The organism is Streptomyces sp. NBC_01408, from assembly GCF_026340255.1.
Classification (GTDB): domain Bacteria; phylum Actinomycetota; class Actinomycetes; order Streptomycetales; family Streptomycetaceae; genus Streptomyces.
In genome coordinates this window covers 3,624,003-3,641,416 of the sequence record NZ_JAPEPJ010000001.1, presented here as the reverse complement: position 1 = coordinate 3,641,416, position 17,414 = coordinate 3,624,003, and the positions used below count along the sequence as shown (strand labels likewise).

At 69.7% G+C, this 17,414-nt stretch carries 13 protein-coding genes; 5 read left to right on the top strand and 8 right to left on the bottom strand.

Going from position 1 to position 17,414, the window contains the following annotated elements:
- Position 1: 1 nt before the first annotated feature.
- The gene (locus OG447_RS16555) at positions 2-943 is read right to left on the bottom strand and encodes a heme o synthase (RefSeq protein WP_266937349.1); all 942 of its coding nucleotides are present in this window, start codon (positions 941-943) and stop codon (positions 2-4) included.
- 378 nt (positions 944-1,321) lie between these two features.
- On the opposite strand from OG447_RS16555, the gene tkt reads away from it, so the two are divergent.
- From tkt to pgl, 5 genes are all read left to right on the top strand, one after another.
- On the top strand, positions 1,322-3,409 hold the full coding sequence (gene tkt, locus OG447_RS16550; RefSeq protein ID WP_266937347.1) for a transketolase: 2,088 nt from the start codon (positions 1,322-1,324) through the stop codon (positions 3,407-3,409).
- A gap of 34 nt (positions 3,410-3,443) precedes the next feature.
- Positions 3,444-4,562 carry a transaldolase gene (gene tal, locus OG447_RS16545; RefSeq protein WP_266937345.1) on the top strand — a complete coding sequence of 373 codons (1,119 nt, stop codon included), beginning with the start codon at positions 3,444-3,446 and terminating at the stop codon, positions 4,560-4,562.
- Positions 4,563-4,567: 5 nt separating this feature from the next.
- On the top strand, positions 4,568-6,094 hold the full coding sequence (gene zwf, locus OG447_RS16540) for a glucose-6-phosphate dehydrogenase (protein WP_266937344.1): 1,527 nt from the start codon (positions 4,568-4,570) through the stop codon (positions 6,092-6,094).
- Entirely contained in the window at positions 6,091-7,140 is a 1,050-nt protein-coding gene (gene opcA, locus OG447_RS16535; RefSeq protein WP_266937342.1) for a glucose-6-phosphate dehydrogenase assembly protein OpcA, read from the top strand. Before zwf ends, opcA begins: the two co-directional genes overlap by 4 nt.
- Before the next feature lie 203 nt (positions 7,141-7,343).
- Positions 7,344-8,123, top strand: a complete 780-nt coding sequence (gene pgl / locus OG447_RS16530) for a 6-phosphogluconolactonase (RefSeq protein ID WP_266937340.1) — start codon at positions 7,344-7,346, stop codon at positions 8,121-8,123.
- Positions 8,124-8,188: 65 nt separating this feature from the next.
- On the opposite strand, the gene pgi is transcribed toward pgl, so the two are convergent.
- From pgi to OG447_RS16495, 7 genes are all read right to left on the bottom strand, one after another.
- The gene (gene pgi, locus OG447_RS16525) at positions 8,189-9,844 is read right to left on the bottom strand and encodes a glucose-6-phosphate isomerase (RefSeq protein ID WP_266938907.1); all 1,656 of its coding nucleotides are present in this window, start codon (positions 9,842-9,844) and stop codon (positions 8,189-8,191) included.
- A gap of 179 nt (positions 9,845-10,023) precedes the next feature.
- The gene (locus tag OG447_RS16520; protein ID WP_078904317.1) at positions 10,024-10,359 is read right to left on the bottom strand and encodes an RNA polymerase-binding protein RbpA; all 336 of its coding nucleotides are present in this window, start codon (positions 10,357-10,359) and stop codon (positions 10,024-10,026) included.
- 210 nt (positions 10,360-10,569) lie between these two features.
- Positions 10,570-10,800 carry a preprotein translocase subunit SecG gene (gene secG / locus OG447_RS16515; RefSeq protein ID WP_266938906.1) on the bottom strand — a complete coding sequence of 77 codons (231 nt, stop codon included), beginning with the start codon at positions 10,798-10,800 and terminating at the stop codon, positions 10,570-10,572.
- Positions 10,801-10,943: 143 nt separating this feature from the next.
- Entirely contained in the window at positions 10,944-11,720 is a 777-nt protein-coding gene (gene tpiA, locus OG447_RS16510; RefSeq protein ID WP_266937336.1) for a triose-phosphate isomerase, read from the bottom strand.
- A 6-nt stretch (positions 11,721-11,726) separates the two neighbouring features.
- Positions 11,727-12,947, bottom strand: coding sequence for a phosphoglycerate kinase (pgk, locus tag OG447_RS16505; protein WP_266937334.1), 1,221 nt, complete (start codon positions 12,945-12,947; stop codon positions 11,727-11,729).
- Between the two features lie 157 nt (positions 12,948-13,104).
- Positions 13,105-14,109 (bottom strand): type I glyceraldehyde-3-phosphate dehydrogenase, encoded by a 1,005-nt coding sequence (gene gap / locus OG447_RS16500; RefSeq protein ID WP_266937332.1) that lies wholly within the window; start codon positions 14,107-14,109, stop codon positions 13,105-13,107.
- Positions 14,110-14,307: 198 nt separating this feature from the next.
- Entirely contained in the window at positions 14,308-17,277 is a 2,970-nt protein-coding gene (locus OG447_RS16495) for a M14 family metallopeptidase (RefSeq protein ID WP_266937330.1), read from the bottom strand.
- Positions 17,278-17,414 lie beyond the last annotated feature (137 nt).

Below are 17,414 nucleotides of genomic sequence, written 5' to 3'. Positions count from 1 at the left end.
ATCAGCGGAGGAAGGGATCCACGGCCACGGCCACGAAGAGCAGCGACACATAGGTGATCGACCAGTGGAACAGGCGCATCTCCTTGAGCTTCCCGCCCGTCACGCCCGCCTTGGCCCGCGCGTGCAGCGCGTGCGCCTCCCACAGCCACCAGCCGCCGGCCAGCAGCGCGACCGCGGTGTAGAACCAGCCCGTGTACCCCAGCGGGGTCAGCAGCAGCGAGACCGCCACCATCACCCAGCTGTAGAGGACGATCTGGCGCGCCACGACCCTGTTCCCGGCGACGACCGGGAGCATCGGCACGCCGACGCGCGCGTAGTCCTCCTTCACCTTCATCGACAGCGGCCAGTAATGCGGCGGCGTCCAGAAGAAGATGACGAGGAAGAGGATGACCGCGGCCCAGGAGACCTCGTTCTTGACGGCCGACCAGCCGATGAGCACCGGCATGCAGCCCGCGATGCCGCCCCAGACGATGTTCTGGGCGGTGCGGCGCTTCAGCAGCATCGTGTAGACCACGACGTAGAAGAGGAGCGCGCCGAGCGCGAGGGCGGCCGACAGCCAGTTGATGAGCAGACCGAAGAACAGGGTGGAGACCACCCCGAGCGTGATGCCGAAGACCAGGCACTCGCGCGGGCTGACCATGCCGGTCACCAGCGGGCGCTGCGCCGTCCGGTCCATCAGCGCGTCGATGTCGCGGTCGATGTACATGTTCAGCGCGTTGGCGCCGCCCGCGGACAGGTAGCCGCCGAAGCAGGTCGCGAGGACCAGCCACAACGACGGAACGCCCTGCTCGGCGAGGAACATCACCGGCACTGTGGTGATCAGCAGAAGTTCGATGATCCGCGGCTTGGTCAAAGCCACGAAAGCCATGACCCGGGCCCCGAACGGCCGGTGAACGGGGCTCGTCCCGAGCACCCCCGCTGGACGGGATTCGACGGCCGTCACACGCACCCCTGAGAGAGAATCCAGCAAGCTCCGACTCGGACCGTTCACACCATGAAGACCCGGTAAAGGCTTGCGCGTACCACGCCACTCTAGACGTTGCACTTACGTGGCCCCGCGCGGGGGTCGCTTCGTGTTGGGCCGATCGGACCGCCGGCGGATCCACGGCCGGACCGGCGACGGAGCACGGACAAAGGATGGACGAGCGCACAGGGCGCCCCGTTCGTCCTCCCGGCAGGCAGGTGAACACGCGCTGCCGACGCAGTGACGGACTGTGGACACTCGAATAGCTGCACGCCGTGGCGGGGGTAGGCTCGGAATCGCAGCCGGTGCACCGTTCGTCACCGGGAACAGACATGTGGAGAGGAGCCCTGACCAACGGTGAGCACCAAGCCGACCACCACAGAGCTCGAGTGGACCGAACTGGACCAGCGGGCCGTCGACACCGCCCGCATCCTGGCCGCTGACGCGGTCCAGAAGGTCGGAAACGGCCACCCCGGTACGGCGATGAGCCTGGCCCCCGCCGCCTACACCCTCTTCCAGAAGGTGATGCGGCACGACCCGGCGGACCCCGAGTGGGTCGGCCGCGACCGCTTCGTCCTCTCCGCCGGGCACTCGTCCCTCACCCTTTACACCCAGCTGTACCTCGGCGGGTTCGGGCTGGAGCTGGACGACCTCAAGGCATTCCGTACCTGGGGCTCCAAGACCCCCGGTCACCCGGAGTACGGTCACACGGCCGGCGTCGAGACCACCACCGGCCCGCTGGGCCAGGGCATCGCCAACGCGGTGGGCATGGCCATGGCCGCCCGCTACGAGCGTGGTCTGTTCGACCCCGAGGCCACGCAGGGCACCTCCCCGTTCGACCACATGATCTACGCGATCGCGGGCGACGGCTGCCTCCAGGAGGGCATCTCCCACGAAGCGTCCGCCCTGGCCGGCCACCAGAAGCTCGGCAACCTGGTGCTGCTGTGGGACGACAACCACATCTCCATCGAGGGCGACACGGAGACGGCCGTCTCCGAGGACACCCTCAAGCGCTACGAGGCGTACGGCTGGCACGTCCAGCGCGTCGAGCAGCAGGAGAACGGCGACCTCGACCCGAAGGCGCTGTTCGCGGCCCTCCAGGCCGCCAAGGCCGAGGCCGGCAAGCCGTCGTTCATCGCGGCCCGCTCGATCATCGCCTGGCCCGCCCCGCACGCCCAGAACACCGAGGCCGCGCACGGCTCGGCGCTCGGCGACGACGAGGTCGCGGCCACCAAGCGCGTCCTGGGCTTCGACCCGGAGCAGACCTTCGAGGTCGCCGACGAGGTCATCGCGCACACCCGTGCTCTCGGCGACCGCGGCCGCGAGGCCAAGGCCGCGTGGGAGAAGGACTTCTCCGCCTGGCGCACCGCCAACCCGGAGCGCTCCGCCGAGTTCGACCGCATCAACGCCAACGAGCTGCCCGCGGGCTGGGAGGACAAGCTCCCCGCCTTCGAGGCCGGCAAGGGCCTCGCCACCCGCGCCGCGTCCGGCAAGGTGCTCCAGGCGCTCGGCGCGGTCATCCCGGAGCTGTGGGGCGGCTCGGCCGACCTGGCCGGCTCCAACAACACCACCATCGACAAGGAATCCTCGTTCCTTCCGGTGGGCAACCCGCTGCCGGAGGCCGACCCGTACGGCCGCACCATCCACTTCGGCATCCGCGAGCACGCCATGGCCGCGGCCATGAACGGCATCGCCCTGCACGGCCACACCCGCATCTACGGCGGCACCTTCCTGGTGTTCTCCGACTACATGCGCAACGCCGTCCGCCTGTCCGCGCTGATGCACGTGCCGGTCACCTACGTGTGGACCCACGACTCCGTCGGCCTCGGCGAGGACGGTCCCACCCACCAGCCGGTCGAGCACCTCGCCTCGCTCCGCGCCATCCCGGGCCTGAACATCGTCCGCCCGGCCGACGCGAACGAGACCGCCGTCGCCTGGCGCGAGATCCTCAAGCGCCACACCAAGGTGTTCGGCAAGGGCGCCCCGCACGGCCTGGCCCTCACCCGCCAGGGCGTGCCGACCTACGAGCGCAACGAGGACGCCGCCAAGGGCGGTTACGTGCTCTTCGAGGCCGAGGGCGGCAACGCCCAGGTCGTCCTCATCGGCACCGGCTCCGAGGTCCACCTCGCCGTCGAGGCCCGCGAGCAGCTGCAGGCCGAGGGCATCCCGACCCGCGTGGTCTCGATGCCGTCCGTCGAGTGGTTCGAGGAGCAGGACCAGGCGTACAAGGACAGCGTGCTGCCGCCCGCCGTCAAGGCGCGTGTCGCGGTCGAGGCGGGCATCGGCCTGACCTGGCACCGCTACGTCGGCGACGCCGGCCGCATCGTGTCGCTGGAGCACTTCGGTGCCTCGGCCGACGCGAAGGTGCTGTTCCGCGAGTTCGGCTTCACCCCCGAGCGCGTGACGGCCGCCGCCCACGAGTCCCTCGCCGCCGCCGCGCGCTGACGCCGGTACTACACCAGTAGGAGATGCAATTCCCATGACAGACGCACTCAAGCGCCTCTCCGACGAAGGCGTGGCGATCTGGCTGGACGACCTGTCCCGCAAGCGCATCACGTCCGGCAACCTGGCGGAGCTCATCGACCAGTCGCACGTGGTCGGTGTCACCACCAACCCGGCGATCTTCCAGAAGGCCATCAGCGGCGGCGAGGGGTACGAGCAGCAGCTCACCGACCTCGCGACCCGCAAGGTGACCGTGGAAGAGGCCCTGCGCATGATCACGACGGCGGACGTCCGCGACGCCGCCGACATCCTGCGCCCGGTCTACGACCGCACCGACGGCCAGGACGGCCGCGTGTCGATCGAGGTCGACCCGCGCCTGGCGCACAACACCCCGGCGACCATCGCCGAGGCCAAGCAGCTCGCCTGGCTGGTGGACCGCCCGAACACGCTCATCAAGATCCCGGCGACCAAGGCCGGCCTGCCGGCGATCACCGAGGTCATCGGCAAGGGCATCAGCGTCAACGTCACGCTGATCTTCTCGCTGGAGCGCTACCGCGAGGTCATGGACGCGTACCTGGCGGGTCTGGAGAAGGCCAAGGCCGCGGGCCTGGACCTCTCGCTGATCCACTCGGTCGCCTCCTTCTTCGTGTCCCGCGTGGACAGCGAGATCGACAAGCGCCTGGACGCCGTCGGCACCGACGAGGCCAAGGCCCTCAAGGGCAAGGCGGCGCTCGCCAACGCCCGTCTGGCCTACGAGGCGTACGAGGAGGTCTTCTCCTCGGACCGCTGGGCCGCCCTGGAACGGGTCGGCGCCAACAAGCAGCGTCCGCTGTGGGCCTCGACCGGCGTCAAGGACCCGGCGTACAAGGACACCCTGTACGTGGACGACCTGGTCGCCCCGAACACGGTGAACACCATGCCGGAGGCCACCCTGGAGGCCTCGGCCGACCACGGGCAGATCACGGGTGACACCGTGCGCGGCACCTACGACCAGGCCCGCGCCGAGCTCGATGCGGTCGCGAAGCTGGGCGTCTCGTACGACGATGTGGTGCAGCTGCTGGAAGACGAGGGCGTCGAGAAGTTCGCGGTGTCCTGGAACGACCTGCTGAAGTCGACCGAGGCGGAGCTTGAGCGCCTTGCCCCCACGGAGGCCTGAACACTTTGTCTGTTAACGGAGCGAACCCGCTTCGTGACGCACAGGACCGGCGGCTCCCGCGTATCGCGGGGCCGTCCGGCCTGGTCATTTTCGGCGTTACGGGTGACCTGTCGCGCAAGAAGCTGATGCCTGCCGTCTACGACCTGGCCAACCGCGGTCTGCTCCCGCCGGGCTTCTCGCTCATCGGGTTCGCCCGCCGGGAGTGGGAGCACGAGGACTTCGCCCAGGAGGTGTACGAGGCCGTCAAGGAGCACTCGCGCACGCCGTTCCGGGAGGAGGTCTGGCAGCAGCTGGTGCAGGGCTGCCGGTTCGTGCAGGGCGACTTCGACGACGACGCGGCCTTCGAGACCCTGAAGGCGACGATCGACGAGCTCGACAAGGCGCAGGGCACGGGCGGCAACTTCGCCTTCTACCTGTCGGTCCCGCCGAAGTTCTTCCCCAAGGTGGTCCAGCAGCTCAAGGACCACGGTCTGGCGCAGAAGGAAGGCTCCTGGCGGCGCGCCGTCATCGAGAAGCCCTTCGGCCACGACCTGAAGAGCGCCGAGGAGCTCAACAAGGTCGTTCACGAGGTCTTCCCCCGTGACGAGGTCTTCCGGATCGACCACTACCTCGGCAAGGAGACCGTCCAGAACATCCTGGCGCTCCGCTTCGCCAACACCATGTTCGAGCCGATCTGGAACCGGTCGTACGTGGACCACGTGCAGATCACCATGGCCGAGGACATCGGCATCGGCGGCCGGGCGGGCTACTACGACGGCATCGGCGCGGCCCGTGACGTCATCCAGAACCACCTGCTCCAGCTGCTCGCGCTCACCGCGATGGAGGAGCCCGGCTCCTTCCACCCGAAGGCGCTGGTGGCCGAGAAGCTCAAGGTGCTGACCGCCGTGGAGCTGCCCGAGGACCTGGGCAAGCACACCGTGCGCGGCCAGTACTCGGCGGCCTGGCAGGGCGGCGAGAAGGTCGTCGGGTACCTCGAAGAGGACGGTATCGACCCCAAGTCGAAGACCGACACCTACGCGGCCATCCGCCTGGAGATCAACAACCGCCGCTGGGCGGGCGTCCCGTTCTACCTGCGGACGGGCAAGCGCCTGGGCCGCCGGGTGACCGAGATCGCGGTGGTCTTCAAGCGGGCCCCGTACCTGCCGTTCGAGTCGGGCGCGACCGAGGAGCTCGGGCAGAACGCCCTGGTCATCCGGGTCCAGCCGGACGAGGGCGTGACCGTCCGCTTCGGTTCCAAGGTTCCGGGCACCTCCATGGAGGTGCGGGACGTCACGATGGACTTCGCCTACGGCGAGTCCTTCACGGAGTCGAGTCCCGAGGCGTACGAGCGGCTCATCCTCGATGTGCTCCTCGGCGACGCGAACCTCTTCCCGCGCCACCAGGAAGTGGAGCTGTCCTGGAACATCCTCGACCCGATCGAGGAGTACTGGGACAAGCACGGCAAGCCCGCGCAGTACCCGGCGGGCACCTGGGGACCGGTCGAGGCGGACGAGATGCTCGCACGAGACGGACGGAGCTGGCGCCGGCCATGAAGATCGACCTCACGGAGACCAACTCCAGCAAGATCAACGCGGCGATGGTGCAGGGACGCCGGGACATCGGCACGCCGGCCATCGGCATGGTGCTCACGCTGGTGATCGTGACCGACGAGGAGAACGCGTACGACGCGCTCAAGTCGGCGAACGACGCGTCCCACGAGCACCCCTCGCGGATCATCGTCGTCATCAGGCGGGCCAGCCGCTCGCCGCGCAGCCGCCGCGACGCCCGTCTCGATGCGGAGATCCGCATCGGGGCGGACTCCGGCAGCGGTGAGACGGTGGTGCTCCGCCTGCACGGCGAACTGGTCGACCACGCCCAGTCGGTGGTGCTCCCGCTGCTCCTGCCGGACGCCCCCGTGGTCGTCTGGTGGCCGGACGGTGCTCCTTCGGACCTGGCGGGCGACCCCCTGGGGGCGCTGGGCCAGCGCCGGATCACGGACACGTACTCCTGCGAGGAACCGGTCGGGGCCCTCGGCAAGCGGGCCACGGCGTACGCCCCCGGGGACACGGACCTGTCCTGGACCCGGATCACCCCGTGGCGCTCCATGCTGGCGGCGGCGCTGGACCAGCAGACCGTCTCCGTCCGCTCCGCGATCGTCGAGGGCGAGGACGAGAACCCGAGCTGCGAGCTGCTGGCCATGTGGCTGGCGGACCGGCTCCAGGTCCCCGTCAAGCGCACCCTGTCCTCCGGCCCGGGCCTCACGGCCGTACGGCTGGAGACCAAGGAGGGCGAGATCGTTCTGGACCGCGCGGACGGGGCGCTGGCCACGCTGTGCATGCCGGGGCAGCCCGACCGTGCGGTGGCGCTCAAGCGCCGCGAAACGGCCGAGCTCCTGGCGGAGGAACTGCGCCGGCTGGACCCGGACAACACGTACGAGTCCGCGCTGAGGTTCGGCGTCGCGAAGCTGGCGGCACAGGCCCCCGAGGCCGCGGAGGCTCCCGCGAAGGCGAAGCCGAAGGCCGAGGCCGAGGCCCCTGCCGAAGCCCCGGCCGCGAAGCCCGCTTCGCCGAAGCCGGCGAAGAAGCCCACGGCCAAGTAACGGGGCCCTGCGGGGCTTTCCCCCACCCCGCCCCTTCCCGAAAGGACAGCCCCGCCGGCGTTTGAGGCACGGGGTCTGGGGCGGAGCCCCAGGAAACGGCGAAAGGGCGGGGTGGGGGGAGAGCCCCGCGCAGCGGCACCCCGCACCCCGCACCACCCGCACCGGAACCACCCGCACTACCGAGAAGGCGGCAGCCAATGGGTATGACGACTCCCCAGGTCGTCGTCCACCGGGACAAGGAGCTGATGGCCCAGGCCGCGGCGGCCCGGCTCATCACGAAGATCGTCGACGCGCAGGCCGCCCGCGGCACCGCCTCCGTGGTCCTCACCGGCGGCCGCAACGGCAACGGGCTCCTCGCGGCGCTCGCCGCCGCCCCGGCCCGTGACGCGGTCGACTGGTCCCGGCTGGACCTGTGGTGGGGCGACGAGCGGTACGTCCCCGCGGACGACCCCGAGCGCAATCACGTGCAGGCCCGTGCGGCCCTCCTGGACTCCGTCCCGGTGGACCCCGCGCGCGTGCACGCCATGCCCGCCTCGGATGGCCCGTACGGCGCCGACGTGGATGCGGCGGCCGCGGCGTACGCGGCGGACCTGCTGAAGGCGGCCAACCCGGAGGACCACGGTCCGGTCCCCCGTTTCGACGTGCTCATGCTGGGCGTCGGCCCGGACACCCACGTGGCGTCCCTCTTCCCCGAGCACCCGGCGGCCCGCGAGAGCGAGCGCACGGTGGTCGGCGTCCACGGCGCCCCGAAGCCCCCGCCCACCCGGATCTCGCTGACCCTCCCGGCCATCCGGGCGGCGCGCGAGGTATGGCTGCTGGCGGCGGGCGAGGACAAGGCCGGCGCGGTGGCCATCGCGCTCGGCGGCGCGGGCGAGGTCCAGGCCCCGGCCGCGGCCGCCTACGGCCGTGCCCGCACCCTGTGGCTCCTGGACCGGGCCGCGGCGGCCCGGCTCCCGTCGGACATGTACCCGCCGGCCTCCTGACGCAAGGCGAAGCGCCCCGCACCGGAAGGTGCGGGGCGCTTCGTCATACCTGCCGGTCCACGGCCTCAGCCACGGCCGCGCAGCTCGCGGTAGGTGGCCACCAGGGCCTTCGTCGAGGCGTCCAGGCCCGGTACGTCCGCGCCCTCCGTCAGGGCGGGCTCGACCCGCTTGGCGAGCACCTTGCCGAGCTCGACGCCCCACTGGTCGAAGGAGTCGATGTTCCAGACCGCGCCCTGGACGAACACCTTGTGCTCGTACAGCGCGATCAGCTGGCCCAGCACCGCCGGGGTGAGCTCGCCGGCCAGGATCGTGGTCGTCGGGTGGTTGCCCTGGAAGGTCTTGTGCGGGACCAGCGGCTCCGGGGCGCCCTCCGCCCGCACCTCGTCCGCCGTCTTGCCGAAGGCCAGCGCCTGCGTCTGGGCGAAGAAGTTCGCCATCAGCAGGTCGTGCTGGGCCGCCAGCTGCGGCGACAGCTCGGCCACCGGCCGGGCGAAGCCGATGAAGTCCGCGGGGATCATCCGGGTCCCCTGGTGGATCAACTGGTAGTAGGCGTGCTGCCCGTTGGTGCCGGGCGTGCCCCACACCACCGGGCCGGTCTGCCACTCCACCGGATTGCCGTCGCGGTCTACGGACTTGCCGTTGGACTCCATGTCCAGCTGCTGCAAGTAGGCCGTGAAGCGCGACAGGTAGTGGCTGTACGGGAGAACCGCGTGCGACTGCGCGTCGAAGAAGGCGCTGTACCAGATCCCCAACAGGCCCAGCAGGAGCGGGGCGTTCTCCTCCGCCGGCGCCGTGCGGAAGTGCCGGTCCATGGCGTGGAAGCCGCCCAGCAGCTCCCGGAAGGCGTCCGGCCCGATCGCGATCATCAGGGAGAGCCCGATGGCCGAGTCGAAGGAGTAGCGTCCGCCGACCCAGTCCCAGAACTCGAACATGTTGGCCGGATCGATGCCGAAGCCGGTGACCTTCTCGACGTTGGTCGACAGCGCCACGAAGTGCCGTGCCACCGCCTGCATGTCACCGCCGAGACCGGCGAGCAGCCATGCGCGCGCCGATTCGGCGTTGGTGATGGTCTCGATCGTGGTGAAGGTCTTGGAGGCGATGACGAACAGGGTCCGTGCCGGGTCCAGGTCCCGAAGCGCCTCGTGCAGGTCCGCGCCGTCCACGTTCGAGACGAAGCGCAGGGTCAGCCCGCGGTCGGTGAAGGCGCGCAGCGCCTCGTACGCCATCGCCGGGCCCAGGTCGGAGCCGCCGATGCCGATGTTGACGACGTTCGTGATGCGCTCGCCGGTGAAGCCGGTCCACTCCCCCGACCTGACGCGGTCGGCGAAGGCGGCCATCTTGTCGAGGACGGCGTGCACGCCGGGGACGACGTTCTCGCCGTCCACCTCGACGACCGTGTCCACGGGCGCGCGCAGGGCGGTGTGCAGGACCGCCCGGTCCTCCGTCGTGTTGATCTTGTCGCCGCGGAACATCGCCTCGCGCAGCTCCGCCACGCCCGTGGCCGCCGCCAGCTCGCGCAGCAGGTCGAGGGTCTCGTCGGTGACGAGGTGCTTCGAGTAGTCGATGTGCAGGTCCCCGACCCGCAGGGTGTAACCGGTGCCGCGGCCCGGATGGGCCTCGAACAGCTCCCGCAGATGCGTCTGCCCGAACTCCTCCCGGTGCTTGCCCAGTGCCTGCCACTGCGGCGTCCGGTTGAGCTTCGTACGTCCCTCTGCGTTCATCTCCGACATAAACCCACTTCTTCCGTCCTGTCGTGCCCCGCCGGGCTCCAACTTAAGGGATCGGAAGCGGCTGTGCCGTAGCGGCGCATTCGGCTAGGTCACCTACGAAAAGGGCCCGGTCCCGCAGGAAGGTGATTCCTGCGGGACCGGGCCCCAAGTCACTTGCTCGCCGCGTGGATTCAGATCTCGCCGCGGAGTTTGGCGAGCGCTTCCGCGAGGATGGCCTCGCCGTCGGCGTCCGTGCGCCGCTCCCGTACGTACGCCAAGTGGGTCTTGTACGGCTCGGTGCGGGGCGGTGCCGGCGGGTTGTCCCGGTCCTGGCCGGCCGGGAACCCGCAGCGCGGGCAGTCCCAGTTGTCCGGCACCTGTGCGTCGCTGGCGAAGCTCGGCTGCGTCTCGTGCCCGTTCGAGCACCAGAAGGAGATGCGCAGGCGGGGCGCGGACTCGCCGCGCTCGGCCTCGCCCATCGGCCCCGCTCCGACCCGGCTACCACGGATCGCGTTGCCACTTGCCACGGTCGTAACTCCCTGCGTGATGGTGCCGCAAAGCGTGAGTGGAATGTCCGCTGCGGGCGCCCGGGTCTACGTACGGCCCAACTCGCTTGCAGCGAAAGGAGGGACCGACCCCGCTGGGGCGGGGACCGGAGTTACTTGTTCCGCGACCGGGTGCCGACCCTCATGATAGGCCGGGCGGAGCCGACCGGTCCGCCGGAATGGCCAGAACGGTCAGCTGCTCGTCTTCATCAGCAGGCCGAGCGCGACGATGCACGCGAACCACAGCAGACCGACGACCACGGTGATCCGGTCCAGGTTGCGCTCCGCGACGGAGGAACCGCCGACCGAGGACTGCATGCCGCCGCCGAACATGTCGGAAAGGCCGCCGCCCTTGCCCTTGTGCATCAGCACGAGCAGCATCAGCAGGGCGCTGAAGACGATCAGGGCGATCGAGAACCCCATAATCACGGCTGATTCCTACTTTCTGGCTTTTCTGGCTTTCCGGCATTGCTGGGAAGTGCGCGGGGGCCAGTGGCTGGTGGTTCAGCCTCCTGGCCCCCGCAAGGGTACGACGGATCCGTCCTACCGCATACTCACAACAGCTCTCACTGGTCGCGGAAGCGGACGATCTTGACGAACTCGTCCACGTCCAGCGCGGCGCCGCCGATCAGGGCGCCGTCGACGTCGGGCTGGGCCATGATCGCCGCGATGTTCCCGGACTTGACCGAGCCGCCGTACTGGATGCGGACCTTGTCGGCCAGCTCCTGCGAGTACAGCTCCGCGAGGCGGCCGCGGATCGCCCCGCAGACCTCCTGGGCGTCCTCGGGGGTGGCGACCTCGCCGGTCCCGATCGCCCAGACGGGCTCGTACGCGATCACGATGGACTCGACCTGCTCGGCCGGGACGTCCTTGAGGCCGCCGTCGAGCTGGGCCAGCGTGTACGCGACCTGCTCGCCGGCCTTGCGGACGTCCAGGCCCTCGCCGACGCACAGGATCGGGGTGATCCCGTGCCGGTACGCGGCCTTGACCTTGGCGTTGCAGATCTCGTCGTCCTCGCCGTGGTACTGGCGGCGCTCGCTGTGGCCGACGGCCACAAACGTGCACTTCAGCTTCGCCAGCATCGAGCCGGAGATCTCGCCGGTGTAGGCACCGGAGTCGTGCGCCGACAGGTCCTGGGCGCCGTACTTGATCTTCAGCTTGTCGCCGTCGACCAGGGTCTGCACCGAGCGCAGGTCGATGAAGGGCGGCAGGACGGCGACCTCGACGGCGTCGTAGTCCTTGTCGGTGAGTGCGAAGGCGAGCTTCTGGACGTGGGCGATGGCCTCCAGGTGGTTGAGGTTCATCTTCCAGTTGCCCGCCATGAGCGGGGTGCGCGTGGTCATGAAGTGTCAGCCCTCCAGGGCGGCGAGACCGGGGAGCGTCTTGCCCTCGAGGTATTCGAGGGAGGCGCCGCCACCGGTGGAAATGTGGCCGAATGCGTTCTCGTCGAAGCCCAGGATGCGGACCGCGGCAGCGCTGTCGCCACCGCCGACGACGGTGAAGGCACTGCTGTCGACGAGGGCCTTCGCGATGGCGGTGGTACCGCCCGCGTAGTCGGGGTGCTCGAAGACACCGACGGGGCCGTTCCAGAAGACGGTCTTGGCATCGGCGATCTTCGACGCGTAGAGCGCGCGCGTCTTCGGGCCGATGTCCAGACCCTCCTTGGTCTCCGGGATCGCGTTCGCCGCGACGGTATCGAAGTCCGCCGGGGCCTTGGTCTTCAGGTCCGGGAAGTCCGCGGAGACCAGGACGTCGACCGGGAGGACCAGCTCCACGCCGGTCTCCTCGGCACGCTTCATGTACTCCTTGACGACGTCCACCTGGTCCTTCTGGAGCAGGGAGATGCCGACCTCGTAGCCCTTGGCGTAGAGGAAGGTGTACGCCATGCCGCCGCCGATGAGGATGCGGTCGGCCTTGCCGAGGAGCTGGTCGATCACGGCGAGCTTGTCGGAGACCTTGGCGCCGCCCAGGACCACCACGTACGGGCGCTCGACCTCGTCGGTCAGCTTCTTCAGGACGCCGACCTCGGTGGCGATGAGGTAGCCGGCCGCGTGCGGGAGGCGCGCGGGCAGGTCGAAGACCGACGCGTGCTTGCGGTGGACCGCGCCGAAGCCGTCGCCGACGTAGACGTCGGCCAGCTCGGCGAGCTGGTCGGCGAAGGCGCCGCGCTCGGCGTCGTCCTTCGAGGTCTCGCCCGCGTTGAAGCGCAGGTTCTCGATGACGGCGACCTGGCCGTCGGTGAGGGCGGCCACGGTCTCCTTGGCGGAGGCGCCGACGGTGTCGGTGGCGAAGGCCACCTCCGCACCGAGCAGCTCGCCGAGCCGCGCCGCGGCCGGGGCGAGGGAGAACTCCGGCTCCACGCCCGTGCCCTTGGGACGGCCCAGGTGCGAGGCGACGACCACGCGGGCGCCGGCTTCGGCGAGCTTCGCGACGGTCGGCTCGACGGCGCGGATGCGGCCGTCGTCGGTGATGGTGGTGGTGCCCTTTTCGAAGGGGACGTTGAGGTCCGCGCGGACGAAGACCCGCTTGCCCTTGACGCCCTCGGCGAGCAGTTCGTCGATCGTCTTCATGTGTTTCTACTCCTTGTCAGCCCTTCACCCTAAGGGCGAGGAAGGGAGAACGAGACAAGCAACAGGGCCCGTGCGGCGCTTCGTCGCGCTGCCCGGACCCTGTGCTCACATCGTGGTGCCTTGCCTTAGACCTCGTACTTTGTGGAGCCTGGCGACCTTAGAGCTGGCCACCGACGAAGACCGTGAGGTCGACGAGGCGGTTGGAGTAGCCCCACTCGTTGTCGTACCAGCCGATGACCTTGACCTGCTTGCCCTGGACCATGGTCAGGGTGGAGTCGAAGGTGCAGGAGTACGGCCAGTTCACGATGTCGGAGGAGACGATCGCGTCCTCGGTGTAGTCCAGGATGCCCTTGAGCTGACCCTCGGAGGCCTTCTGGAACGCGGCGTTGACCTCGTCCTTGGTGACCTCGCGCTCCAGCTCGATGACCAGGTCGGTCACGGAGCCGGTCGGGACCGGGACGCGCATCGCGATGCCGTCGAGCTTGCCCGCCAGCTCCGGGATGACCAGCGCGGTGGCCTTGGCGGCACCGGTGGTCGTCGGGATGATGTTCTCGGCGGCGGCGCGGGCGCGGCGCAGGTCCGAGTGCGGGAAGTCCAGGATCCGCTGGTCGTTCGTGTAGGCGTGGACCGTGGTCATCATGCCCTTGACGATGCCGAAGTTCTCCAGGAGGACCTTGGCCATCGGCGCCACGCAGTTGGTGGTGCAGGAGGCGTTGGAGATGACGTGGTGGCTGGCCGCGTCGTACTTGTCCTGGTTGACGCCCATCACGATGGTGATGTCCTCGTCCTTGGCCGGAGCCGAGATGAGGACCTTCTTCGCGCCCGCGGCGATGTGCTTGGCGGCGTCGGCCTTCTTGGTGAAGATGCCGGTCGACTCGATGACGATGTCGGCGCCCAGCTCGCCCCAGGGGAGGTTCGCGGGGTCGCGCTCGGCGAAGGTCTTGAAGGTGTTGCCGCCGACGGTGATGGTGTCGTCGGTGTGGGAGACCTCTGCCTTGAGGCGGCCCAGGATGGTGTCGTACTTGAGCAGGTGCACCAGGGTGGCGTTGTCAGTCAGGTCGTTGACACCGACGATCTCGATGTCCGCTCCCTGCTCAAGGAGCGCCCGGAAGTAGTTGCGGCCAATTCGGCCAAAACCGTTGATGCCTACGCGGATCGTCACGAACCGATCTCCTCGTTGGTGCGCCGGTAAGAGCGCCGGCGAGTTGAAATGGGATGTCCCCGACCGCTTACGACCCTACCTCTCCGTGAGCTTCGGAGTGACATCGGTCGGGGCCTGACACTCCCTCCGCTTCGCGGGGGGACCAGCCTCGGGGGCCTGCGCCCCGTCACTCAGGGTGAGTGACGGGAGGGCCGCTGATCAGCGGTTCAGTGACTTGAGCGCCTTACCGACGAGTAGGGCTCGGTCTCCGGCGGCCGGCAGGTGTTCCAGGCCGAAGCCCAGCAGGACGGTGTCACGCGTAGTGACCGACGCGTAGGACTTGAAGAGCTCCCCGGACCGGGACCAGTCGCCCGTGACTTCGGGACTCCCGGCAGGTGCGCCCTGGGCCGCCCAGGAACCGAGGCCGGTCTCGAAGCCCTCCACCGCCTGGTCTGCCCCGCCCACGTTCAGGCGCGCCTCGTCCGCGAAGACCCCGCGGCCGCCCGAGCCCGGGTCGGTGACGTAGGCGAGCGAGACCTCGACGCTCTTGCCGGCGTAGGCGCTCAGGTCGAAGGAGACCTGCTTCCAGCCGCCGGAGGAGCCGGTGAAGCTGTTCCAGGCACCGCTGGTGCCCCGCGGGGTGCAGCCGGCGCCGTCCAGGGTGAGGTAGCGGCCCAGGAAGGGGTGGCCGTTGATGAAGAACCCGGCCGCGCACTCCTCGGGAACCGTCGTGGCGCTCAGGCCGCCCGCGTCGGGCAGCGTGGTCCAGTCGTCCCCGCCGGCCGTACGGGCCTCCAGCAGGGCGTGGTCGTAGCCCTCCTCGGTGTTCCAGTTCAGGGCCATCTTGAGCTGCGGCTTGTCGGCGGCGCCGACTCCGGTGAGGTCGATCGTGCGGACGAGCCGCTTCCAGTCGTCGTCCTGGTGGAGGGCCGAGGCCATCCCGGCCCCGGCGTAGGGGGCGTAGGGGTTCACGACCCCCGCGTACAGGCCCGCCTGCGCGCTCTTGAACTGCGGGAACTGAGCGGGGGCCAGGGTCTCGGAGGTCACGGTGTAGGAGCCGGGGGCGTTCAGCGGGTTGCCCGCGGCGTCCCCGAGGCCGCCCTGGGCTCCGGCGAGGGTTCCCGCGCCGGTGAAGCCGGTCGCGCCGCTGCCACTCGTACGGCCGAAGGCGCCGAGCCAGTACTGGCTGAAGTCGTTGGTCACGGCGCGGCCGACCTGGGCGTTGCCGCCCGCCAGTTCACCGGCCTCGATCAGCTTGCCGCCCTCGTTCAGGAAGTCGCGCACCGCGAGCTGGGTGTCGCCGCCGGGGGTCTTGGCCCCCGTGTAGTGGACGGCGGTGCGGAAGTGGGAGAGCACCCCGAGGTGGTGCGGGGTCCCCTGGGTGGCGACGTCCCAGACCGCCGCGGACTTCCCGTTGGCGCGCAGGGCGTCCACGTACGTCCGGGCGTGCTGGGCCGGAGCGCCCTCCTCCGCGATCACCAGGACGTCGGCGCGCGGCCGCTCGGCGACCGTGTACGTGAAGTGCTCGCTGGAGACCTGCTTGCCGGAGCGGTCGCGGCCGGTGAACCAGACCTCGACCTTGTCGCCGGGCTTCGTGCCGTCGACCTCGGCGCGGTACTCGTCGAACCAGTTGTTGTCCTCGCCGCCGTAGACGTCACCGCCCTTCCAGGCCTTGAGCTCCTCGTCGTGCGTACGACCGCCGTTGATACGGAAGTTGAGCTCCTTGTCCCGCAGCGCCTTGCGGGCCGTGACGGAGACCTCCTGGTCCTCGCCGCGGGCGGCGTAGGAGGTGGTGAAGGTGTCCGGGGTGAAGTCCGCGGCGCTCAGGCCGACGGCGGAGGCCGGCTGGTCCGGGCGGGCGGCGCTCTCGCCGACGGACAGCGCGAAGGAGACGTTCTTGGCGAACTCCGCCTGGATCAGCTTCTCGTCGTCCGGGAAGTTGAAGCCGGAGGCGCAGTCCTCGGGCTTCCACCGGTCGTCCGGGTCGATCTGCGAGGCCGTCTGGCAGGTGGTCATCTCCGGCGTGAACATCATGATGCCGTTGACGTTGGAGGCGTGCCCGTCGGCCTCGCCGTTGGTGGTGTAGAGCTCGGAGGACACCTGCGGGTAGTAGCCCGGGACCGCCGGGTTCTCCGGGGTGCCTGCGAGCGCCTTGTAGGCGACGTCGTCGGGGGTCGGGGTGGCCACCTGCCAGCCCACGCCGTAGAGGATCAGCTCCGCGGCGGAGTGGTAGTTGACGGCGTACTCGAAGCCGATGCGCTTCTGGAACCGGTCGAGGGCGAGGGTCTCCGGCTCCGACTGGGCCTTGGGGCCGCGGAAGGTCTCGCTGGCGGGGCTGGGGGAGGAACCCTCGTTGTCGTAACCCCACTTGTAGGCGAAGTTCCGGTTGAGGTCGACCCCGTCGGCGGCGGTGGTCCTGCCGTCTCCGTCGTTGTCGCGCAGGTTCTTGCGCCACAGCCGCCGGCCGTCGGGGGCGTGCGTGTAGTCGTACCCGTCGGGGTTGGCGGAGAGCAGGAACCACAGCTCGGTGGAGTCCACGAGCTTGGTGATCCGCGGGTCCTTGCCGTAGTTGTCGAGCGTGTGGTGCATCAGCCGCCGGGTCATCTCCGGGGTGATCCACTCGCGGGCGTGCTGGTTGGACATGTACAGCACGGACGGCTTGTCACCGTCCTCGGTCTTCTTGGCGTTCTTGGTGACCTTGAGGGCGAGGATGTCCTTGCCCTGGACGGTCTTGCCGATGGAGACGACCTTGGTGAGCGCCTGGTGGGACCGGGCCGTGCTCAGGATCTCCTCCTGGAGGCCGCCCTTGCCGCTGTACGGGCGGAAGACCCCGTCGCCGGCGGCCTGGGAGCGGGCCGCCGCATTGGCCGGGACCTTGCGTTCGGCGAGCCTGACGCCCTGGGCCGCGAGATCCCCGGCCTGGCCCCCGGTGAGGAAGAGCTCGACGCGGGCGGTCCCGGTCTCCGGGGCGCGCTCGGAGAGCTCGTGGGCGTCCTGCCCGGCGGCCAGGACGAGCGGGACCTGCTCCTTGGTGATGTCGGCGTCGTAGACCCGGACCTCGTCGGCGCCCGCCGCTCCGGTGGCGCCCGCGGAGGCGGGCTGGGACTGTGCCGCGGCGGGTAGCGCGGCGAGTGTGGTTCCGAAGACGAGTGCGCTTGCGGCGAGGATCGATCTCGCGCGGTGCCTCATGTGCCCCCCTGGGCGTCGTCTGCCACGAAAGCGTTCGGACGCCAGGCTCACGACCAGCCCATGCTCATGTCAATGGGCCCTCCGGGTGATACAGCCGGAAAGAGGCCCGTGCGGGTGAGCGCGCGGGCCTCTTTTTC